This window comes from Nonomuraea helvata, assembly GCF_039535785.1.
Taxonomy (GTDB): Bacteria; Actinomycetota; Actinomycetes; order Streptosporangiales; family Streptosporangiaceae; genus Nonomuraea; species Nonomuraea helvata.
Genome location: NZ_BAAAXV010000001.1, coordinates 2,558,276 through 2,579,463, shown reverse-complemented (window position 1 = coordinate 2,579,463; position 21,188 = coordinate 2,558,276). Strand labels below are relative to the sequence as shown.

Here is a 21,188-nt window from a genome sequence, read left to right as displayed (position 1 = left end):
AAGACCGCTGACCACGGCGAAACGAGACGCCCCGGGACGAGGGGGAAGGCCCGGGGCGTCCCTACGGGCGGCGCCCAGCGGGGGGAAGCGGGCGCGCCCGCGTCACCGTCATTTGGCGAGCTTCTCCCACCTGTCGGTCCAAGCCTTGTATTCAGTGCATTCCCCGTCATCCGCCCGGCAACCCCCGGGTGGCCGAACGGCGAAGTCCACGCGGTCCAGCTGTTTGCCCCGCCCGTACGTATCGCACATCAGCTTGGCCCGCCCCTTGCACGCCTTGACGTTGGCCGGGGCCAGCCCCACCCAGGCGGCGGCGTCACGCTGCGCGTCCGGGTCGGTCATCCAGTTGAGCCATCGGTAGGCGCACGTGGTGTCGGAGACGCTCGCGCCGAGCATCCAGGAATCCACCCATCCGGTGGTCTTGTCCGTCTTGAGCGTCTTGACCGGCATTCCGGCCTGCTGCAGGAGCAGGCGGTAGTACGGGGTGGCCTGGGCGTAGTCGAGCGCCCCGGTGGCGAACCCCTGGACCAGGTCGAGCGGGTTCTTCCAGTAGGTACGGCCCTTGCTCTGCTCGAGCAGGGCCATCGCCCCGTCGAACTGGTCCTTGGTCAGCTCGAACGGCTCCTTCACCGACCCGTCGGCCAGCGCGGTGTCGGCGATCGTGAGCGGGGTGTCCCTGAGGGCCACGCGGTCGGACGCGAACGCCTGCTTGATGTCGGGCTTGACCTTGGCCGAGTCGTAGACGAACTCGTGATAGCCCCATAGGTACGGCACCCCGTACACCTTGCCCGACACGGTGGACATGTCGCGGAAGCGCTCGTCGATGTCGTCGTACCCGGTCACCTTGGCCGGCTCGATGGGCTGCACCTGCTTGCGCTCGATCAGGTCGGCGGCCAGCACGGGGCCTGCGGAGATCACGTCGTAGGGCCGCGTGTCGGCCTTTTCCATGTCCTCCGCGGTCTGCACGGTGTCGAGCTTGGCGATCCGGCAGCCGGTCTCCTTCTCGAACGTGCCCACCCAGTTGGCCTTGGGGCTGATGCCGCCGTACTCGGCGTAGCCGCGGTAGGTGAGGATCTGCAGCGTGCCGTCGCTCTGCGTCGCGCTCGGGCTGGGCGAGGGCGTGGGGGTGAGCGTGGGCGCCAGAGTGGGGGTGGCGGTCGGTGTCGGGGTCGGCCGTGCCGCGCCCATGCCGACGGCCAGCGCCGATGCGGCGAGCGCCAGGGCGTAAGCACGACGACGATTCACGATGTCCCCCCTTGTCCGTGTGCTGGAGCTTACAGGGGGCGGCGGTGTTACTCCTGTTTCTCCACCAGGTAGCAGCAGATGATCGCCGTCGTGACCGCCTCGAACGTGCTCCCGTCACGCAGGTGACCGGCGCGTTCCAGACTGATAGCCCCCTGGGCGCCCGCCCAGAGCGCGTCCGCGATCTTGCGGGGCTGGGTCGGGATCAGGTAACCGGCCGAGATGCAGTCGGCGATCACGCGGTCGAGGATGTTCAGGGCCGCGCGGGCCAGGGTCCTGGCGCGTTCGCTGGGCTCGAAGCCGGGGATCGCCCGTTCGAACATCAGGCTGTAGAAGCCGGGCTCGGCCAGGCACGCCTCCCGGTACGCGGGCCCGAGCGCGGTCAGGTGCTCGAACGGGCTGCGCCGCGCCGGCACCGCCTCCAGGAAACGGCGGAACCGCTCGAACCCCTCCAGATAGAGCGCCTCCGCCAGCCCCTCCCTGTTGCCGAACATCGTGTAGATGACGGTCGTCGTGCAGCCCGCCTCCGCGGCGATCCTGCGCATGGTCAGGCTGTCGGCCCCGTCCGACTCGAGAAGGTTCACCGCCACGTCGAGGAGCCGGGAGCGGAGCTCGTCGTGGCTGGCGCGCTCACCCAGGAGGTAGGCGCCCTGCAGCCCCAGCGGCGCCGAGGTCATGAGACCTCCCTCGTGGCCAAGGAGCTCAGCGTCCTTGTGACCTCACGTTGTTCGGTCACGGGGCCCACGCCTTTCTGAAGTCGGGGGCCCGCCGCGCTGGAGACCCGCACACGATGACTTAGCCATGGCGGAGATCGCTCAAACCACTCCGCATGGTAAACATCCCGAATTGGGTCTACTTCTGTTACATCATGGGTATACCACGGAGCTTGTACTTAACGGTGGGCCCTCATGGGAGTCTTGTGCACCGTGGTGTAAATCCCCCATGGCAGGCTTGGCATAACGTCATGTGTATGGACGTGCGTACCTTCTGGCTGGCCGGCCGCGCCGCGACCGGGGACTCCGAGCTCACTGTGACCAACCCCCATGACGGCCGCGCCGTCGGTCGGCACTCCGTGCCGACCGACGCCCAGGTGGAGGAGGCCGTCGCCGCCGCCCACGCGGTGGCCCGCGAGGCCGCCGCGCTGCCCGTGCACGTACGCGCCGAGGCGCTGGCCCACGTGTCGCGCCGCCTCGCGGAGCGGGCCGAGGAGATCGCCCAGCTCATCACGGCCGAGAACGGCAAGCCGATCCTCTGGGCGCGTGGCGAGGTCGGCCGCGCCGTCGCCACGTTCCGCTTCGCCGCCGAGGAGACCCGGCGCTGGTCGGGCGGGGTGCAGCGGCTCGACACCGAGCCCGCGGCGGCCGGGCGGCTGGCGTACGTCTCCCGCGTCCCCCACGGGCCCGTGCTGGCGATCACCCCGTTCAACTTCCCCCTGAACCTGGTCGCCCACAAGGTCGCCCCCGCCATCGCCGTGGGCGCCCCCGTCATCGTCAAGCCCGCCCCCGCCACGCCGCTCTCCTCGCTGCTGCTCGGCGAGATCCTGGCGGAGACGGATCTGCCCGAGGGGATGTTCTCGGTCCTGCCGATCGAGAACGAGCGCGCCTCGGCCCTGGTCCAGGACCCCCGTCTCCCCGTGGTGTCGTTCACCGGCTCCGCGCCCGTCGGCTACGCCATCGCCGACCAGGTGCCGCGCAAGCACGTGACGCTGGAGCTGGGCGGCAACGCGGCCGCCGTCGTGCTGGCCGACGCCGACCTCGACTGGGCGGCCCAGCGCATCGCCCTCTACTCCAACTACCAGGCCGGCCAGAGCTGCATCGCCGTGCAGCGGGTGATCGTCGAGCGGCCCGTGTACGACGCCTTCGTCGAGCGCCTCCTCCCGGCCGTCTCCGGCCTCGTCACCGGCGACCCGGCGGACGAGAAGACCCAGGTAGGCCCGCTCGTCTCGGAGGCCGCGGCGGAGCGGGTCGAGCAGTGGGTCAAGGAGGCGGTCGCCGCGGGCGCCCGCGTGCTGGCGGGCGGCACCCGCGAGGGGGCGACGATCGCGCCGACCGTGCTGGCCGACGTCCCGCACGACGCCAAGGTGGCCTGCGAGGAGGTCTTCGGCCCGGTCATGATCCTCCAGCCCGTCGCCTCGATCGACGAGGCGTACGCGCTGGTCAACGAGTCGAAGTACGGTCTCCAGGCCGGAGTGTTCACCCGCTCGCTGGACGCCGCCTTCCGCGCCAACCGGGAGCTGGAGGTGGGCGGCGTCATCATCGGCGACGTGCCTTCGTACCGGGCGGACCAGATGCCTTACGGCGGGGTCAAGGACTCGGGGATCGGACGCGAGGGGCTGCACTCGGCGATGGAGGACTTCACGTACGAGAAGGTCATGGTTCTGACCGGCCTGACGCTCTGACAGGGCTTAATATCCCCGCATGGCGAGGGGATATCGGTACGTCGACGCGGTCCGGCTCCTGGGCGGGGAGGACCCGGCGGTCAAGGCCCTGGACATCCTGTTGGGGGTCGGCACCCTGGGTGTCTGGGACCTGATCGAGGCCAAGAACGAGCTCGTCAAGGTCGGGAACGGCCTCCTGGGGCGGTGGCGGGACTGGCGCGCCGACAAGGTGTGGCGCAGCCGTACCGAGCGGTTGGAGGCCGCGCACGCGATCCTCGTCGTCACCGCCTACCTGGAGGCGCTGGGCCGCTTCGAGCTGCCCGACTCTTTCAGGAGCTTCAGCAAGGACGAGCAGCGGGCGGTCTTCGGGATGCCGGACATCCCATGCCCTGCGCCGCATCGACCCTTCGAGCAGAACGTTGAAGAGATCGCTGCTGCTTACCGGGCGTTCAACGGCAACATGATCGGCTTCCTCGAAGGCCTCGAGCTCCGGCTCGAGGGCCATGAGTGGAAGGCGGTCGCCGCGGCGTTCAGGGGCGACGAGCTGGTCGAGGAGGCGAGGCGCCGCTATACCGACCGGTTCCGGCAGCTGGCTCTGGACGTGCCCGAGTTCGCCTTCTGGGCGGGGCAGATCGACCATCAGGCCACTCGCGCGGGGCTGTCGGGGCTCGCGCGATTGCTCGCCACGGTCGCCTCTGGCGGCGCCCTGCCTGATCAGCTGGACACGATCTCCCGGCTGCACCTGGTCGCGTTGACCCGGCCGGTCGCCGAGACGGGGGACGTGCCTGCGGGCATGGAGCTGCCCACGCTCGACCTGGCGTACCAGACTCCTCATTACCGGGTCGCGGAGGTGAAACGCCAAGACGATCCCAGCACGGAGCCGTGGTGGGCGGGCAAGGAGGTCAGGGAGGATCTCGCGGGATTCCTGGCCGGTTTCCTGACGGGCTCGGGCGCCACGGAACGGCCGCTGGTGGTGCTCGGCCAGCCAGGGGCGGGCAAGTCCGTGCTGACCAAGGTGCTGGCGGCCCGGCTCTCCCAGGAAGCGTTCCTGCCGATCCGGGTGCCGCTCCGCGAGGTGTCGGCTGGTGCCGACCTCCAGCAGCAGATCGAGCAGGCCATTTACCGGCTCAGCGGCGAACGCCTGCAGTGGCCCGAGGTGGCCAGGGCCGCCGACGGGGTGCTGCCGGTCGTGTTCCTCGACGGGTTCGACGAGTTACTGCAGGCCACCGGCGTGCGGCAGACCGACTATCTGGAGAAGGTGGCCAGGTTCCAGCAGCGCGAGCGGGACGCGGGACGGGCCGTGGCCGTGATCGTCACCTCGCGGACGGCCGTCGCCAACCGGGCGGACTTTCCGGAAGGGACCAGCGTTGCGAAGCTGGAGCCCTTCGACGGCAACCAGATCGCTCGCTGGCTGGAAGTCTGGAACACCGCCAACGCCGGATATTTCCGGTGGCAGAAGCTGCGCCCGCTGACCCTGGACGTGGTGAGCCGCCAGGCCGCCCTCGCCGAGCAGCCGCTGCTGCTGCTGATGCTCGCGCTCTACGACGCCGACGGGAACGCGCTGCATTCGGCCGCCGAGCTGGGTGAGGCGGAGCTGTACGAGCGGCTGATGCGGAGGTTCGTCGAGCGCGAGCTGAAGAAGGCCCATCCGCCCGCCGAGGTCGGCAGGCTGGTCGAACGGGAGCTGGTGCATCTCGCATGCGTGGCGTTCTCGATGTTCAACCGCGGGCGGCAGTGGGCGACCAGCGCCGAGTTCGACGAGGATCTGAAGGCGCTGCGACTGGACCGGCCCAGGGTTGAGGCCGGGTTCGCGACCCCGCTCAGCTCGGGCGATCTGGCGCCGGGCAAGTTCTTCTTCGTCCACGAAGACAGGGCGACCCGTGACGACGAGGTGCTGCAGACCTATGAGTTCCTGCACGCGACCTTCGGTGAGTACCTCATCGCGAGGTTCGTGGCCTCTCTGCTCGGTGAGATCCTCGCGCAGGAAGCTCACTCCGTGATGGGCGACGTCGACGACGGGCGGCTCAGAACGCTGCTGTCCTGGGCGACGCTCAGCACTCGTGCCCCTGTCATCTCGTTCCTGCGCGACCTCGCGAAACCGGAGTGGCGGCCGCTGATCGTGCGGCTGTTCCGGGGGCTGGACACGCGGGAGGAGCCGTCATATCCGTATCGGCCGTGGACGGCCGGTCCGCAGCGGCGGTACGCCTATTACTCGGCGAACCTCGTGCTGCTCGCGCTGGTTTGCGGCGGAAAGCTGCGGGCGAGCGAGTTGATGCCAGGGTACGAGTCGACGATCCGGGAATGGCGCGGGTATGCGCTGTTGTGGCGGTCGCAGTGCGCTCCCGAGGAATGGTCCAGCATCCTCGATGCGATCGCGGTGAAGCCGGAGATGGCGGACATGGTGCTGAGCGCGCGCGATGATACGGAAGCGCGGTCGTTGAGCGGCCTGCCCGATCCCTTCCTGGATTCGCGCACCATCCTGGGAGTCGCGATAGAAGCCGTCTTCTGCTATGACACGGATCAAATGGCGCTCTTCCAAGCCATCACGCCGTTCCTCGGCATCATGGAGGCCGCAGGGCCGTCCAGGGGCGTCGGAGCTCCGATACGTGGGCTGCTGGAAGTGCTGGCGTTGCAGCACGACAGCCACGACCGAGGTGAGGCCTACACTCGCGCGATCGCCGAGTGCGACCGAGGCGAGTTCACACCGTTGATCAAGGCCATCCTGGGCGACCTGGTGCTGACCACCGATGTCGATAGAGACGAGATCATGGCCTCCGTCTCGAGAACGTCGCAGGAGGCCAGGGATGTCATGCTGAGCGTCGCCACTGCGCTGGCCCTACTGGATCGGCGCTGAGACAGCCCGCATCACGCGTGCTCCGTCGTATTGAAGAGCGCCTTGACGGTGTCGCCGAAGTACGGGCCGTACATGGTGCGGTGGTCGTCGCTGTACTTGAAGCTGCTCAGCGACGTGATCGTGCCCTTGCCCGAGCCCGGGTCGAACGCGGTCATCCACGGCCCGCCGCTCGATCCCGCCGTCATGTCGCAGGCCAGGCCCTGGTCGCGGCTCTGTCCGTACGGGTCGTCCTTGAGCCGCCCGGCGCAGTAGACCAGGTGGTCACCGTCGTACGGCGGGTCGGCGGGGTAGCCGAAGCCGAACGCCTGGCCCCCGCGCGGGGTGTTGAAGGCGATCTCCTGCGCACCCACCACGTCGGCCACGTGTCTGCCGCCCGACGCGGCCAGCGCGACCATGCCCACGTCGTAGTTGTCGTCGCCGCTGCGCGACCATGGCCCGGCGACGAACATGCGGCGTGCCGCGTACTGCCCGTACGGCTGTAGGCCGGCCGTTTCGTATCCGGGGACGAACGTCCAGTTCGCCGCCCACTCGCCCGTGCCGTCCTTGACGCAGTGGCCGGCGGTGACCACGACGTCCCTGTTGGCGCTTCTGACCGTGCTGGCCGAGCAGACGAAGTCGGTGCCGGCCACCGTCATGAAGACGCGGCCCGTGGTCCTGGCCACGGCGCCGCCCGTGATCCAGCGCGAGCCGACCGTGTTGGTCTGCGGCCGACCGGCCGTCTGGTGGCGCCGTGACGGGGTCAAATTCAGGGTGCCGGGAGACACGCGGCCGCCTGACACGTCCGGGGCGGCGCGGACGCCCGTGCGTCCGGTCACGCCACTCAGCAGGCCGGCGCCGTCCGTCACGAGGTCCAGCAGGCGGATCGGCAGTGCCTTGGCCATGCGCTCCGGCGTCCAGTAGTCGAGCACGCGCCGCTGGTCCGCAGCGGTGCGGGCGGCCACGTGCTCGACTATCTCGGTACGCACAGCCCTGTGGGCGGGTTGGTCGGCCTGCTGCCGGGCGGGGGCCCCGCCGAGGAGGGCAGGGCCGATCAGTCCTGCCAGGAGCGGGGCAGCCGCAAGCAGGGGGGTGCTCAAGGTCATGCCCCCGGAGTCTGCACCACGAGATGTGTTCTTGTGACTACTTTCGGTAAATCTCTCAGAGTGCGTTGGTGTTTTGCGCTGATTGGTAGACGGCTTGGGCCTCATTTCCGAAATATGGGCCGAACATCCAGTTGGGGGCGAAGTTGTATTTGAAGCTGTTGACCGAATTCTGGGTGCCGAGCCCGGTCGACTCGTTGAAATTCAGCATCCAGGGGCCGCCGCTCGCCCCGCCGGTCATGTTGCAGGTCAGGCCCTGGTCGTCGCTCATGAGGAAGTCGTCGAAGGTCCGGCCGCTGCAGTAGATCAGCTTCGAGCCGTCGTACGGCGCCGCCGCCGGGTAGCCGAACCCGTACATCTGCTGTCTTCTCTGCTGGTTGAACGCGACGCCCTGGCCGCCCACGACGTCGACCAGCGTCTTGCCCTCCAGCGGCACGACCACCGCGGCGGCGACGTCGAAGTTGATGTCCTCGCTCGCGTTCCACTGGGGCGTGGTCAGCAGCTTCGTGGCCGCCCACGTGCCGAACGGCCGCTGGCCGTTGCTGTAGCCGGGCACGAAGACCCAGTTCGTGTGGAACGTGCCATTCAACTTCACGCAGTGGCCGGCGGTCAGCACGACGCTCTTGTTCGCGCTGTTCACCGCCGAGCCCGAGCACGAGGCGTTCCGCCCCTGTGTGGTGAAGAAGATCCGGCCGGTGGTCTTCACGACCGCGCCGCCGCCGGTCCACGCCTCGCCGGACGATCTGGCCGCCTGCGGCTCCGTGCCGGCGCGGGCCGCGCCGGTGGGCGGCGCCGTCCACGGACTGCCCTCCGAGGGCTCGTCCATGGTCAGTTTCGTCCCCTTCTTGGGGTTCGGCGCGTCCAGCGGCTGGGCCGCCTCCATCCGCTGCTCGGTCCAGTACGTCAGGACCTGCCGCTGCTCAGAGGCCGAGTCCGCCGCCGCGTGCTGGGCCGGTTTCGGCCGCAGCTGGACGCCGGCCTGTGCCGCGCTCGCCGGGAGCAGGGCGGCGCTTCCCGCGGTGAGGGTGAGGATGGAAAGCAGAACGACTCTGCGGTGCATTACGTACCTCCCGAAAACCGGACCTGGGGTACGGAAGGTAGCCGTAGCAATATCCAGATTTCTCAAGATTCGCGCATACCGATATAGCGCTATTCCGGCATGAATTAACTGTGTTATCTCGGGTCACATAAGTGACGGAATTTTGGCACGGTCGGTGCCGCGTGCCTGAGTACGTCCGCCAGCGGGGACAATGGACAGGTGCATGAAGAGACCCTCCGCACCGTCGTCGTGCTCGGCTCCACCGGCTCCGTGGGCACTCAGGCCCTCGATGTCGTGGCCGCCAACCCGGGCGGCTTCCGGGTCGCCGCGCTGGCGGCGGGGGGTGGCAAGGTCGAGTTGCTGGCCAGGCAGGCGGCCGAGTTCGGGGTCGAGGCGGTGGCGGTGGCCGATGCGGCGGCCGTGCCCGCGCTGAGGGACGCGCTGGCCGCGCACGGCGCCCGGCCCACCGTGCTCGCCGGGCCCGAAGGCGTCGCCGAGGTGGCGGCGTGGCCGTGCGACACGGTGCTCAACGGCATCACCGGCGCGCTCGGGCTGACCTCCACGCTGGTCGCGCTCGAGGCGGGCAGGACCCTCGCGCTGGCCAACAAGGAGTCCCTGATCATCGGCGGGCCGCTGGTCAAGCGGCTGGCCAAGCCCGGCCAGATCCTGCCGGTCGACTCCGAGCACTCCGCGCTGCAGCAGTGCCTGTGGGCCTCGGGGCCCGGCGGCTACGACCCCGACAGCGTCAAGCAGCTCGTGGTCACCGCGAGCGGCGGGCCGTTCAGAGGCAGGAAGCGCGCGGAGATGGCGGACGTCACGCCCGAGATGGCGCTGGCCCACCCCACCTGGTCGATGGGCCCGGTGATCACGATCAACTCCGCCACCCTGGTCAACAAGGGGCTCGAGGTGATCGAGGCGCACCTGCTGTTCGACCTCGGTTTCGACCGCATCGAGGTGGTGGTCCACCCGCAGTCGATCATCCACTCCATGGTGGAATACGTGGACGGCTCGACCATCGCCCAGGCCAGCCCACCTGACATGCGGCTGCCGATCGCCCTGGCGCTCGGCCACCCTCGCCGCATCCCCGGGGCGGCGCGGCCCATCGACTGGACCAAGGCGCACACGTGGACGTTCGAGCCGCTCGACGACGTCGCGTTCCCCTCGGTCGCGCTGGCCAGGCACGTCGGCACCGAGGGCGGCACCGCGCCCGCCGTCTACAACGCGGCCAACGAGGCGTGCCTCGACGCGTTCATGCGTGGTGAGCTCCCGTTCCTGGCGATCGTCGACACCGTGGCCAAGGTCGTCGAGGAGCACCAGGTGACCCCGGCCGACTCCGTCGAAGAGGTGCTGGCGGCCGATGCCTGGGCCCGGGCCCGCGCGGTGGAGCTCACTACCTAGACTGGAAACCGTCGTCACAGTAAGGGTTGAAATGTCTTCTGTTGCTCTCGGCATCCCGACGGTCCGGCCCAAGCCGCTCGCCGAACGCCGACACTCTCGCCAGATCATGGTCGGCAGCGTGCCCGTGGGCGGCGACGCGCCCGTCTCGGTGCAGTCGATGACGACCACGGTGACCGCCGACGTCAACGCCACGTTGCAGCAGATCGCGGAGCTCACGGCGTCGGGCTGCCAGATCGTGCGGGTGGCGGTGCCGTCCCAGGACGATGCCGACGCGCTGCCGATCATCGCGAAGAAGTCGCAGATCCCGGTCATCGCCGACATCCACTTCCAGCCCAAGTACGTGTTCGCCGCCATCGAGGCGGGGTGCGCGGCGGTTCGGGTCAACCCCGGAAACATCAAGAAATTTGACGACAAGGTGGGCGAGATCGCCCTAGCGGCCTCCGACCACGGGGTGCCGATCCGGATCGGCGTCAACGCCGGCTCGCTCGACCCGCGCCTGCTGCAGAAGTACGGCAAGGCCACGCCCGAGGCGCTCGTCGAGTCGGCGCTGTGGGAGTGCTCGCTCTTCGAGGAGCACGGGTTCCGCGACATCAAGATCTCGGTCAAGCACAACGACCCGGTCGTGATGATCAACGCGTACCGGCTGCTCGCCCAGAAGTGCGACTACCCGCTGCACCTGGGCGTCACCGAGGCCGGCCCGGCCTTCCAGGGCACCATCAAGTCCGCGGTCGCCTTCGGCGCCCTGCTGGCGGAGGGCATCGGCGACACCATCAGGGTCTCGCTCTCCGCGCCTCCGGTGGAGGAGGTCAAGGTCGGCGCCCAGATCCTGGAGTCCCTCGGGCTGCGGGAGCGGGGTCTGGAGATCGTCTCCTGCCCGTCGTGCGGGCGGGCCCAGGTGGACGTGTACACGCTCGCGGACCAGGTGCAGGCGGGGCTCGAAGGGCTCAAGGTGCCGCTGCGGGTGGCCGTGATGGGGTGCGTGGTGAACGGGCCAGGGGAGGCTCGCGAGGCCGACCTGGGAGTGGCCTCCGGCAACGGCAAGGGGCAGATCTTCGTCAAGGGCGAGGTCATCAAGACGGTGCCGGAGTCGCAGATCGTGGAGACGCTGATCGAGGAGGCGCTCCGGCTGGCCGAGGAGATGGGCGTCGAGGTCGACCTCGACGACGACTCCGGCCCCCAGGTCGTCGTCCGCTGACCCCTGCTCCGGTTCTCCCGGGGGGCGCGGCGGCTCGAGCCCGCGCGCCCCTGCCCCCTTCATCCCAGGCACTCCTTGTGATCAAGTAGGGCATTACGGGGTGCAATCAAGCCATTACAAATTGGCAAGCCTTTCCCCATACCCAGCGTCATGACCCGGTCGCGCACGGGAGCATCGCAGGCCTGTGCAGACGGGGGAAGGGGGCCCGGGTGAAGCGGGTCATGGGGGTTGTGGCCAGTGTCGCGCTGCTCGTCGGCGGGATCGTGAGCGCGGACGGGACGGCGCTGGCCAGTGGTGCGACAGGGATGCCGGGCAACGTGGCGTGGGCGCCTTGCCCCAGCGAGCCGGAGCGGGCCACGCCGGCCGAGCTCGAGTGCGCCACCGTACGCGTGCCGCTCGACTATCGCGAGCCCATGGGGCAGGCGATCACGCTGGCCATCAACCGGATCAGGGCCAAGGTGTCCAGGGACGCCAACCACCTGGGCACGCTCCTGGTGAACCCCGGCGGGCCGGGGGCGTCCGGGCGCGAACTGACCGAGTTCGTGGCCGCGGCGCTGCCGCAGGACGTGAGCGCGCGGTACGACATCGTCGGGTTCGACCCGCGCGGCGTCGGCGGCAGCGAGCCGGCCGTGCACTGCGTGGACCCGGAGAGCTACTTCAAGGCTCCCCGGCCGGACGCGGTGCCGCACGGGGAGGTGGAGGAGCGGGTGCTGCTCTCGAGGGCGGCCGACTACGCGAACCGGTGCGGCGACCACTGGGCCTGGTTGCTGCCGTACCTCACCACCGAGAACTCCGCCAGGGACATGGACTCCATCCGCGCCGCGCTCGGCGAGGAGAAGATCAGCTACCTCGGCTACTCGTACGGCACCTACCTGGGCGCCGTCTACGCCACGCTCTTCCCGTCCAGGGTCAAGCGGCTCGTCATGGACAGCACGATCGACCCCACGCTGGTCTGGTACGAGTCGAACCTCCGGCAGGACAGCGCCTTCGAGCACCGCCACCGCCAGTTCCTCGCCTGGACCGCCAGGCACAACTCCGTCTACAAGCTGGGCGCCACCGCCAAGCAGACGTCGTTCGCCTACTACGCGATGCGCGACCGGCTGCACGCCCGCCCGGCGGGCGGCATCGTCGGACCGAGCGAGCTCGACGACATCTTCACGACCGCCGGGTACAGCGACCGGGTGTGGCCCCAGTTCGCCCAGGCCTGGTCCTCGTACGTACGGCAGGGCGACGTCGGTGGGCTGCTCGGCCTCTACGAGAAGTACGGCAAGGACGACGAGAAGGCCGAGAACGGCTACGCCATCTACCTGGGCGTTCAGTGCACCGACGCCAAGTGGCCGCGCGAGTGGGCCACGTGGAAGGCCGACATGACGCGGATGCACCGCCAGGCGCCTTTCATGACCTGGCCGAACGCCTGGTTCAACGCCCCCTGCCTCTACTGGTCGGCCCCGGGCGGCACGCCGGTCGAGGTGAAGGGGTCGCGGAAGCTGCCGCCGATCCTCATGATCCAGTCCCGTGACGACGCAGCGACGCCGTACAAGGGGGCACTGGAGATGCGCAGGCACTTCGACCACGCGACCATGGTGGTCGAGGGCGGCGGCAACCACGGCGTCTCGCTGGCCGGCAACACCTGCGTGGACGCCCGCCTCGCGGCGTACCTGAGGGACGGCACGCTGCCGCGGCGGGACGTGGAGTGCCCCGCGCTGCCCGAGCCGAAGGCGTCCCAGCACATGGCGGCCGAGAACCCCTCGGGCGGCCTGCTCGGACTCCTCGGGCTGCTTCAGGGGATATGACGTCAAGAATGGATTACCGTCGGCATTGCCCAATGAGCTAATCGGTAACCCTTCGCGTAGTCTGACCATGTGATGCTGCGTACATCGGCGTCGCGCGTGCTCGACGACAGCGACCGGGACGAGGTTCTCGCCCTGCTGGACACCGACCCGGTCGCGAACGTCTTCGTCTCCTCCCGAGTGCGGGCCGTCGGACTCAATCCGGCGAGGCTGGGCGGGCAGATGTGGGGCTTCGGGCCGCGCGGTGGACTTGTGTCACTCTGTTACGCCGGTGCCAACTTGGTGCCGGTCAACGCCGGTCCCGAGGCCGTGCACGCGTTCGCCGACCGCGCCCGCAAGCAGGGGCGCCGCTGCTCCTCCATCGTGGGCCCGGTCGACGCCGTCTCCCTGCTGTGGGAGCGCCTCGAGCCGCACTGGGGCCGGGCCCGGGCGATCCGGTGGGCGCAGCCGGTCATGGCCACCTCGCGCAAGCCGTCGGTGCCCCCCGATCCCCTGGTGCGCCGGGTGCGGCCGGACGAGTTCGAGCTCGTGCTGCCTGCCTGCGTGGCCATGTTCACCGAGGAAGTCGGCGTCTCGCCCAACCTCGGCGACGGCGGCGCCCTCTACCGCACCCGCGTGGCCGAGCTGATCAGGATCGGCCGGTCCTACGCCCGCATCGACGAGGGGCGGGTGGTCTTCAAGGCGGAGATCGGGGCCGTCACGCCGCAGGCCTGCCAGATCCAGGGCGTCTGGGTCGCGCCGGAGCTGCGGGGGAGGGGCCACGCCGTGGCGGGCATGGCCGCCGTGGTGGAGGCCGCGCTGAGTCTCTTCGCTCCCGTGGTCACGCTGTACGTCAACGACTTCAACCATTCGGCCAGGGCCGTCTACCGCAAGGTGGGCTTCCAGGAGGTCGACACGTTCATGTCGGTCCTGTTCTAGCTCGTCGTACGCCGTACGCGATCGTCGCACCACACCTGTCGCGACCGCCGACGTCCTTCCTGGCAGCTCTGAGGTGCGCAGATGCCAAGCTCCCGCAACGCGCTGTCGAACGGCAGCGGCTCGCCGCCTGGTGAGGCAGAAGACGGTGCTGCAGCCGGAGAGCAAGCGCTCACCAAAGAAATAACAGAGCGTATGCTCCATAATTGTGTATCTTAGGGACGTCACTCTGAGCCGAGAAGTCAGGAGTTTTGATGTTCCGCAGTATGTCCAAGGGGCTGTCCGTCGTCGTCGCGATGGCCGCCGTCGGCCTCGCCCTCGGCGCCGGCACGGCATCCGCACAGACGGTCGTAAAGACGTACCCGTACACCTCGGCGGGTTACCAGAAGTGCCAGATCGATCTCAAGCTGGCGCCCAGCGGTTACTACTGCACCACGATCAGCAACCCCAAGCGCTACGCCCTGGCCCACTGAGTTCCAGGGCGGGCGAACGCCGCCTCAGACATCTTGGGGCGGCGTAACCCCGGAATCTTCGAGTTCCGTCCCCACGGCTGACCCCAGTTCACGCGCGAGATCACGAACATGATCGACCCTCATCGAGGACAGGCCGGGATCTCTCGTCATGTTCATGACGTAGGTCGATGGGGACGGGTGCGAACGACGATGGGGGCAGTGCGCGGCGCAGGACCGAGAGGACGTCCCCCCGGTCGGCCTGCCGCCGGCCTCGACCGCGCCGCGTGCACCAAGACGTCCATGGTCGGGGCGGTCTGCTCGCGAGGCTTCGCCGCCAGGTCGCTCGGCTCGATGGACGGGCAGAGTGGTTCCGGGGTGATGCGGAAGGTGCGGTGGTGTGAGACCACGCGGCCAATACGCTTCGCTGGCGTGCGCGAAGTCGGGATCCTCGAATAGCGGTCGATATCGACGCCGATATCACCTTATGCACCTTAAGTGCACTCAAGCCCTATAGATCCACTTATGGGGGATTCGTCGTGCGACGAGCAACAGGGGATCTTCTCCTCGCCTGAGGCCGCGGCGTTCTCTCTACTTGCCAATTCCCGGAGGAAGAGTGAGACTACGGTCTCTTCTGGTGAGCACCGCTGTGCTCGCTGTTACAGTCACCGCCTTAGTCGCAGCACCGGCTCAAGCAGCCACACCAGCTCCCGCGCCGGCGGTGGATCCCGCGGTCACCGAGCAGGTGAACCACGGGAAGGCGGTGCGTGTCATCGTCGAGGTGGACCATGCAAGCGACGCCCCAGCGGTGGCCAGAAAGACGGACCGCTCCTCGCTGAAGTCCAGCATCGAGTCACCGCCGGGATCGAGCGACAACTTCGTCGCGACGATCGATCGGCAAGGTCTCGAATCACTGCGGTCCGATGACAGAGTCAAGCTGGTTCTGGAGGACGGCTCCTTCGAGCCCACCCTCCTGTCCAGCATCAAGATCATTGGTGCGGATCAGGCGCATGCAGGCGGCTTCACCGGCAAGGGCGAGACGGTCGCGATCCTGGACACCGGCGTGGACACCAGCCACCCCTTCTACGCCGATCGCATCGCCGGTGAGGCATGCTTCTCGGAGATCAACGCCGCGGACTCCACGACCTCGCTCTGCCCGAACGGGCAGAAGACCCAGTTCGGCAAGGGCTCGGCGGATGCCAGGAACCCGCGCTGCCGCAATGGCGACAAGTCCATCTGCGATCACGGAACTCACGTGACAGGTATCGCGGCCGGGAGGAAGACGACGGGCGCACCTGCCGACGGCGTTGCTCCCGAGGCCAAGATCTTCGCCGTTCAGGTCTTCAGCCGCGTCGACGACGCCAGGCGGTGCGGCGGCCGGCCCGCTCCCTGCGCCCGGGCGTACTACTCCTCGATCAGGAACGCCTTGCGGTACATCGCCGACCAGCCCGGCGTCGTCGCGGCCAACATGAGCCTCGGCGCCGGCAGGTACTCGACGGCGTGCGACACCGAGGCCATCGGCCGCTTCTTCAAGCCGGCCATCGATGCACTGGCCACCAAGGGCGTCGCTTCGGTGTTCTCCGCGGGAAACGCCGGCAATCCGAACGGCGTGGGGGCGCCTGCCTGCATCTCCTCGGCTGTCACGGTGGGCGCGACGGACGATGAGGACGCCCCCGCCCGTTTCACCGACCGTGGACCGCTGCTCGACCTGTTCGCACCCGGTGTCCAGATCGAGTCGTCCTTGCCGGGCAACGTGTACGGCACCGCCACCGGCACCTCGATGTCCGCCCCGCACGTGACAGGAGCGTTTGCCGTGCTCAGGCAGGCTATGCCGAACGCGACCGTCGCCCAGCTCCTCAAGCGGCTTCAGGACACAGGCAAGCCGATCACTTACGGCGGGGTCACGACCAAGCGGATTGACCTTTTCAAGGCTCTGCCCCCCAAGCCGACCCCGACCCCGACCCCAACCCCGACCGCCACCCCGACGGCCACGCCGACCGCCGCCCCCACCAGCACTCCGTCGCCGACCAGCACGTCGACGCCGCCCACCTCTCAGCCAGAGCCGGACTCGATCATTTTCGACCCGAACACCGAGCCCGTGGTGGACAGCTGTGTGCGCGGCAAGGGGACGAAGCCGCTGAGCTCCAAGCAGTGGGCCACGGAGATGCTGAAGAACAAGGGCGCGCTGTCGGACCAGACCCTCGTCTGCTACCTGTCCATCGTGCAGAACGGCAGCAAGGTCTTTCCCGAGCTGAGCAAGGCTGGCACTCTCGCCAGGGCGTACAAGGTGCTCACCACCAAGTCGAAGATCGCCAAGGCGCTGCTCGACAGGGAGTTGCTGGCCGCGTGGCTGAACTACGCGCACGGCGTGTACAACTCCTCGGCCAAGGTGTACGGCGACACCACGCTGAAGCAGGCGATCGAGACCGCTGAGAAGCGCCGGATCGGCAAGGCGACCACGGCTCAGTTGAAGAGCTCGGCCGTGTTCCTCTATCGGCACGTCAACAAGTAGGCCTCGAGTCGTCCTCCGGGGCGCGATGGTCATGGTGGGGTTGGTAGAGCCCACCCCACCATGACCTGAACCCAGCCGCACGGCCGGTGATTGATGCAGCCGCTCCCGCAGCGGCTCACGGCTGAGCAGCGGCTACCGCTCGGCCGGCTAGACCCGTACGAGTTTGTCGAACAGCCTGTTCAGCTCGGTGTCCGGGTCGGCGGTGAGGCCCGCGTGTACGGGCCCGGCCTGGACGATCGTGCTGCGGGGAGCCGTCAGCCAGCGGAACCTGCCGCCGAGCGACTCCTCGGCCAGCGGTCCCGGCTTGTCGCCGCAGGCCAGCTCGTACGCGCTGAGCGCCCGGCGTACCCCGTCGATGTCGACGCCCGGGTCGAGGGCGCGCAGGCGGCCCGGGTCGAGCTGGACCCGGGCGCACAGGTAGTCGCGCGGCTGGCAGTAGAGCAGGACGCCGGCGTTGATCAGCTCGCCGCGCTCCACCTTGGGGATCACGCGGATCACCGCGTACTCGTAGACGTCCCTGGTCACCGGTCGCCTCCCCGCCAGAACTCGCCCACGGTTCCCGGCCCTGCCGGCTGAGCCTTCGCCTCGGACCGCACGAGCCACTCGTGCGGGCCGTGCGCCCGCCGCAGCAGATGGTCGACGTACGCCTCCCGCACGGCTCCCGGCCCGTCGAACCCCGGCTCGCCGTCCAGCCACTCGTCGGGCACCAGCGCCGTCACGGTCTCCAGCAGCTCCCGGTCGATCTTACCGGCCAGCTCGGCGCCCGCCGCCCGCACGTCACCGGCGTACGGCGCGAGCACGTGGTCACCCGCGTTGAACACCCGCTCAGGGTTGGCCGTCTTCCAGTTGTAATGGAACCAGAGCGCCGCCCCGTGGTCGATCAGCCAGGTGTCGCGGTGCCAGACCAGCAGGTTGGGGTTGCGCCAGCTGCGGTCGATGTTGTGGATGAGACCGTCGAACCACACCACCCTCGCCGCGAACACCGGATCCGCCACCCAGGCCAACGGCTCGAACCCGAGCGCGCCGGGCAGGAAGTCGACCGCCAGGTTGAGCCCGGTGCTGGCCTTGAGCAGGTCCTGCACCTCCTCGTCCGGCTCCCTGATGGCCAGCTGCGGGTCCAGGTCGATGAGCTTGAGATCGGGAATTCTGAGCCCCAGCCGGCGGCCCAGCTCGGCGGCGATGATCTCGGCGACCAGCACCCGCCGGCCCTGACCCGCCTCACGGAACTTCACCACGTAGGTGCCCAGGTCGTCGGCCTCGACGACGCCCGGCAGCGACCCGCCCTCCCGCAAGGGGGTCACATAACGGGTGGCTGCGATCGTTTCCAGCACAGGATGAGGCTATCGCCCACGCGCACCCCCTGTTCCCCCACCCCACCACGCCCCCTCCGCTCATCTCCCCTTACAGGCGTCCGGGGCGGCGCAACGACGGGTGGGTCAGCCGGCCGGGGTGCGGGGTTGGAAGGGGGCGAAGGGGTGGTGGCGGGAGGCGTCGACGGCGGTGAAGGCGTAGTCGAGCATGCGGCGTTCGTACGAGGCCTTGGCGGTCGCGAGCGGGTGCCCCTTGGCCGCCGCCGCCCCGAGCAGGTCGCTCAGCACCCGGGCGTCCCGGAGCCCCACGTTGGCGCCCTCGCCCCGCCCTGGGCTCATGCTGTGCACCGCGTCTCCTACCAGTGTGATCGCAGGGTCGTCCCACGGTTCCACGCGCCGCGCCGAATGGGTCCGCAGGACGAACGTCTCCTCCGGCGACGCCTCGTGCACGATGCGCCGCACGCCCTCGTGCCAGCCGCGCACCGTGTCCATGGCCAGCCGGTGCAGGGCGGCCGGGGGCACGCCGTCGGGGCGCGGGCCGGGGGCGCTCAGCGTCCACGAGAAGTAACCGGGGATGTCCGTCAGCCGTGTGCCGGGGGCATGGCGGGCCACGGCCTCGGGGACGGGAGTGAGCGGGCGACAGGTGGCGATGGCGATCGCGCCGCCGTCGGGGGCGATGACCCGGTTGAACGAGTCGACCAGCTCCGGCGGCGTGGCGGCCAGCAGGTCGGGGGTGATCCACGTCCTGCCGTACAGGGCCCAGTCGAGCTCGTCCACCACGGCATCGGGCAGGAGCTGCGCCCGCACCCGCGAGCCTACGCCCTCCGCCCCCACGAGCAGATCGCCGTCCACGCTCCGGCCGCCCGCGAAGTGAGCGCGTACGCGGCCGTCGCCGAGCCGCTCGTACCGCTGGAAGTCCATGCCGAAACGGACGGAATCCGACAACCCAGAGATGAGGATCTCGCGGAGCGTGAGCCGGTTGACGCCGAAGCCGTCCACGCCGGGCCGTGTCTCCGGGATGTCCTTGGCGAACTTGGGCCGCAGGTCGGTCTCCATGAAGATCATGCGAGTGGCCGGGCGGATGGACGTCGCCACGGCCAGGTCGAACAGGCCGTCCGGCAGGCAGGCCCGCAGGGCCCGTGCGCCGGTCTCCTTGAGGCTGATGCGGTACCCCTGGGGGCGGTGGGCGGCCGAGGGGTCGCGTTCGAAGAGGGTGACGCCGAGGCCTGCCCGTCGCAGGCCCTGGGCAAGGCACGATCCGGCGATTCCGCCTCCCACGATCAAGAGGTGATGGTCGGTCATGTCGCGACTGTAGCTGTCGTGACAGCAAATGTCTACACAGGATATTCTGCGGAGATGAACGAGAACCGTGCGGCGCAGTCCACGTTCGAGCTGGTCCTGGGGGGAGGGTCGCTGCTCGTGCAGGTGGGCAGGGAGCTGAACACCGAGACCGAGCGGCGCCTCGCCCCCCTCGGCCTCACGGCGCAGCAGGCCGCGCTGCTGTTGCACGCCTCGCGCGGTGACAGCACGCCCAGCCTGCTGAAGAGCCGGCTCGGCACGGACACGGCCGGGATGACCAGGCTGCTCGACCGGCTGGAGGCCAAGGGGCTGCTGCGGCGGGTCCGGCATCCCGAGGACCGGCGCTCGATCGTCATCGAGCTGACGGACGAGGGTCGGGCGCTGGTGCCCGGCCTGCCGCCGATCTTCGGGAGGATCAGTCACCAGGTCTTCGCGGGGTTCTCGCCGGAGGAGGTCGCCCAGGTCACGGACATGCTCCAGCGGATCCTGGGAAACCTCGCCGAAGGCGGCTAGGGGGTTCGGGTGGCGCGGGCGCGGATGGTGGCGAGCATGATGCGGCGGATGAGGCCGCTGCCGAGCCGGATCACCATCCAGTACCGCAGGAACGCGCGCCGCGCGTCCTCGCTCGTCGCCACCACGCGGGTCTCCGTGACCAGCTTGACCCGCCCCTCGGCCGTTTCGTCGAGCAGGAAGCTGAGCGTGCCCTTCGCGTAGCCGGGGCGGTCGAACGCGTCGAAGTCGCCGGCGCCGGTGATCGGACCCGCGCTCTCGGCGCGGCCGATGCGCCACCACTGCCCGATGATGCCGAGGACCACCTCGCGGCCCGGGTCCTCGGCGAGCGGCGTGAAGCGGGGGGCCTCGCGCTCCGGCCGGCCGCCGCTCAACCGCGCGGCCACGTTCCGGACGGCGACGATCGCCCGGAGGTTGAACGAGGTCGGATGCGTGACGGCGGCCCAGACGCGGTCGCGTGACGCGGGGATCACGATGGAGTGGCGCTCGGCGGCGTCGGGTCGAGGGATGAACCGGTCGGTGAGCGTCGGCATGGCTGCCCCTTCCGTACGGCTGCGTATGGAAGGGACTATACGGTGGCGTATGGAAGGATGGGCGGGTGGGTCGGTTGAACGCGGACGACTGGGCGAAGGCCGCGCTGGACGCGCTGGCGGAGGGCGGCACGGCCGCCGTGGCCGTGGAGCCGGTGGCGGTGCGGCTCGGCGTGTCGAAAGGCAGCTTCTACTGGCACTTCCCCAACCGCCAGGCGCTGGTCGAGGCGGCGCTGGAGCGGTGGGAGGCCGAGACCGAGGCGATCATCGCCGGGCTGGTGCAGGTGCGCGATCCGGTGGAGCGCATGCGGGTGCTGCTCGAGCGGGCCTTCGGTGACGGGCGTGACGCGGCCATCTCGTTCCGGCTGATCAGCGAGGCCGACGACCCGGTGGTCGGCCCAGTAGTCGGCCCGGTGGTGCGGCGGGTGACCGAACGGCGGCTGGCCTTCATGCGGGCCGCCCTGGAGGAGGCCGGCCAGTCGCCGGAGGAGGCGTCCCGGCGGGCGCAGGACGCGTACGGCGGCTATCTCGGCCTCGCGGCCCTGGCCCGCATCGGTGTGGCGACAGAGGTCCCGAAGCCCCCGGAGGCCGCGAAGCCCCCGGCAACCGCGGCCCGCATCGGCGCGGCGGCGGAGGCCCCGAGTGGCCTGGTCGATCTGGCCATGGTGAAGCTGGGCCTCCCGCCCCGCTGA

The 21,188-nt window shown here is 69.4% G+C and carries 18 protein-coding genes; 10 read left to right on the top strand and 8 right to left on the bottom strand.

The genetic code is table 11. The annotated features are described in order from the left end of the window. Positions 1-108: 108 nt before the first annotated feature. Together ABD830_RS11925 and ABD830_RS11920 are read right to left on the bottom strand one after the other, a co-directional pair. On the bottom strand, positions 109-1,242 hold the full coding sequence (locus ABD830_RS11925; protein ID WP_344986724.1) for an extracellular solute-binding protein: 1,134 nt from the start codon (positions 1,240-1,242) through the stop codon (positions 109-111). Between the two features lie 47 nt (positions 1,243-1,289). Then, complete coding sequence (locus ABD830_RS11920) at positions 1,290-1,916, bottom strand: TetR/AcrR family transcriptional regulator (RefSeq protein ID WP_344986723.1); 627 nt, start codon at positions 1,914-1,916, stop codon at positions 1,290-1,292. Between the two features lie 293 nt (positions 1,917-2,209). On the opposite strand from ABD830_RS11920, the gene ABD830_RS11915 reads away from it, so the two are divergent. After that, complete coding sequence (locus tag ABD830_RS11915; protein WP_344986722.1) at positions 2,210-3,637, top strand: aldehyde dehydrogenase family protein; 1,428 nt, start codon at positions 2,210-2,212, stop codon at positions 3,635-3,637. 19 nt (positions 3,638-3,656) lie between these two features. Beyond that, entirely contained in the window at positions 3,657-6,470 is a 2,814-nt protein-coding gene (locus tag ABD830_RS11910; protein ID WP_344986721.1) for an NACHT domain-containing protein, read from the top strand. An 11-nt stretch (positions 6,471-6,481) separates the two neighbouring features. Here the strand turns inward: ABD830_RS11910 and ABD830_RS11905 are convergent, their stop codons facing one another. Continuing rightward, entirely contained in the window at positions 6,482-7,552 is a 1,071-nt protein-coding gene (locus tag ABD830_RS11905) for a trypsin-like serine peptidase (protein WP_344986720.1), read from the bottom strand. A 55-nt stretch (positions 7,553-7,607) separates the two neighbouring features. Beyond that, positions 7,608-8,609, bottom strand: coding sequence for a trypsin-like serine peptidase (locus ABD830_RS11900; RefSeq protein WP_344986719.1), 1,002 nt, complete (start codon positions 8,607-8,609; stop codon positions 7,608-7,610). Between the two features lie 198 nt (positions 8,610-8,807). Between ABD830_RS11900 and dxr the strand changes: the two genes are divergently transcribed. From dxr to ABD830_RS11870, 6 genes are all read left to right on the top strand, one after another. Next, complete coding sequence (dxr, locus tag ABD830_RS11895; RefSeq protein ID WP_344986718.1) at positions 8,808-9,986, top strand: 1-deoxy-D-xylulose-5-phosphate reductoisomerase; 1,179 nt, start codon at positions 8,808-8,810, stop codon at positions 9,984-9,986. Between the two features lie 31 nt (positions 9,987-10,017). Next, on the top strand, positions 10,018-11,181 hold the full coding sequence (gene ispG, locus ABD830_RS11890) for a flavodoxin-dependent (E)-4-hydroxy-3-methylbut-2-enyl-diphosphate synthase (protein ID WP_344986717.1): 1,164 nt from the start codon (positions 10,018-10,020) through the stop codon (positions 11,179-11,181). Positions 11,182-11,390: 209 nt separating this feature from the next. After that, entirely contained in the window at positions 11,391-12,974 is a 1,584-nt protein-coding gene (locus ABD830_RS11885; RefSeq protein WP_344986716.1) for an alpha/beta hydrolase, read from the top strand. Between the two features lie 72 nt (positions 12,975-13,046). Continuing rightward, positions 13,047-13,889: a GNAT family N-acetyltransferase gene (locus ABD830_RS11880; RefSeq protein ID WP_344987667.1), complete on the top strand. Its 843-nt coding sequence runs from the start codon at positions 13,047-13,049 to the stop codon at positions 13,887-13,889. Positions 13,890-14,140: 251 nt separating this feature from the next. Continuing rightward, positions 14,141-14,359: a hypothetical protein gene (locus ABD830_RS11875; protein ID WP_344986715.1), complete on the top strand. Its 219-nt coding sequence runs from the start codon at positions 14,141-14,143 to the stop codon at positions 14,357-14,359. Between the two features lie 697 nt (positions 14,360-15,056). Next, positions 15,057-16,847 (top strand): S8 family peptidase, encoded by a 1,791-nt coding sequence (locus tag ABD830_RS11870; RefSeq protein ID WP_344986714.1) that lies wholly within the window; start codon positions 15,057-15,059, stop codon positions 16,845-16,847. Positions 16,848-16,994: 147 nt separating this feature from the next. On the opposite strand, the gene ABD830_RS11865 is transcribed toward ABD830_RS11870, so the two are convergent. From ABD830_RS11865 to ABD830_RS11855, 3 genes are all read right to left on the bottom strand, one after another. Beyond that, the gene (locus ABD830_RS11865; protein ID WP_344986713.1) at positions 16,995-17,372 is read right to left on the bottom strand and encodes a DUF3037 domain-containing protein; all 378 of its coding nucleotides are present in this window, start codon (positions 17,370-17,372) and stop codon (positions 16,995-16,997) included. Next, positions 17,369-18,178, bottom strand: a complete 810-nt coding sequence (locus ABD830_RS11860) for a HipA family kinase (RefSeq protein WP_344986712.1) — start codon at positions 18,176-18,178, stop codon at positions 17,369-17,371. Before ABD830_RS11860 ends, ABD830_RS11865 begins: the two co-directional genes overlap by 4 nt. A 105-nt stretch (positions 18,179-18,283) precedes the next feature. Continuing rightward, positions 18,284-19,459, bottom strand: a complete 1,176-nt coding sequence (locus ABD830_RS11855; protein ID WP_344986711.1) for an FAD-dependent oxidoreductase — start codon at positions 19,457-19,459, stop codon at positions 18,284-18,286. A 54-nt stretch (positions 19,460-19,513) separates the two neighbouring features. Here ABD830_RS11855 and ABD830_RS11850 point away from each other — a divergent pair, with 54 nt between their 5' ends. Continuing rightward, positions 19,514-19,969 (top strand): MarR family winged helix-turn-helix transcriptional regulator, encoded by a 456-nt coding sequence (locus tag ABD830_RS11850; RefSeq protein ID WP_344986710.1) that lies wholly within the window; start codon positions 19,514-19,516, stop codon positions 19,967-19,969. Here the strand turns inward: ABD830_RS11850 and ABD830_RS11845 are convergent. Continuing rightward, entirely contained in the window at positions 19,966-20,499 is a 534-nt protein-coding gene (locus ABD830_RS11845) for a hypothetical protein (protein ID WP_344986709.1), read from the bottom strand. The two genes, ABD830_RS11850 and ABD830_RS11845, sit on opposite strands and share 4 nt — an antisense overlap. Before the next feature lie 65 nt (positions 20,500-20,564). On the opposite strand from ABD830_RS11845, the gene ABD830_RS11840 reads away from it, so the two are divergent. Next, positions 20,565-21,188: a TetR/AcrR family transcriptional regulator gene (locus ABD830_RS11840; protein ID WP_344986708.1), complete on the top strand. Its 624-nt coding sequence runs from the start codon at positions 20,565-20,567 to the stop codon at positions 21,186-21,188.

Bases quoted from the DNA above. Each gene is read 5' to 3' on its own strand.
- ABD830_RS11920 (WP_344986723.1), bottom strand. From the start codon at position 1,916: ATGACCTCGGCGCCGCTGGGGCTGCAGGGCGCCTACCTCCTGGGTGAG.
- ABD830_RS11915 (WP_344986722.1), top strand. From the start codon at position 2,210: ATGGACGTGCGTACCTTCTGGCTGGCCGGCCGCGCCGCGACCGGGGAC.
- ABD830_RS11910 (WP_344986721.1), top strand. From the start codon at position 3,657: ATGGCGAGGGGATATCGGTACGTCGACGCGGTCCGGCTCCTGGGCGGG.
- ABD830_RS11905 (WP_344986720.1), bottom strand. From the start codon at position 7,552: ATGACCTTGAGCACCCCCCTGCTTGCGGCTGCCCCGCTCCTGGCAGGA.
- ABD830_RS11900 (WP_344986719.1), bottom strand. From the start codon at position 8,609: ATGCACCGCAGAGTCGTTCTGCTTTCCATCCTCACCCTCACCGCGGGA.
- ispG (WP_344986717.1), top strand. From the start codon at position 10,018: ATGTCTTCTGTTGCTCTCGGCATCCCGACGGTCCGGCCCAAGCCGCTC.
- ABD830_RS11880 (WP_344987667.1), top strand. From the start codon at position 13,047: ATGCTGCGTACATCGGCGTCGCGCGTGCTCGACGACAGCGACCGGGAC.
- ABD830_RS11875 (WP_344986715.1), top strand. From the start codon at position 14,141: ATGTTCCGCAGTATGTCCAAGGGGCTGTCCGTCGTCGTCGCGATGGCC.
- ABD830_RS11855 (WP_344986711.1), bottom strand. From the start codon at position 19,459: ATGACCGACCATCACCTCTTGATCGTGGGAGGCGGAATCGCCGGATCG.
- ABD830_RS11850 (WP_344986710.1), top strand. From the start codon at position 19,514: ATGAACGAGAACCGTGCGGCGCAGTCCACGTTCGAGCTGGTCCTGGGG.
- ABD830_RS11845 (WP_344986709.1), bottom strand. From the start codon at position 20,499: ATGCCGACGCTCACCGACCGGTTCATCCCTCGACCCGACGCCGCCGAG.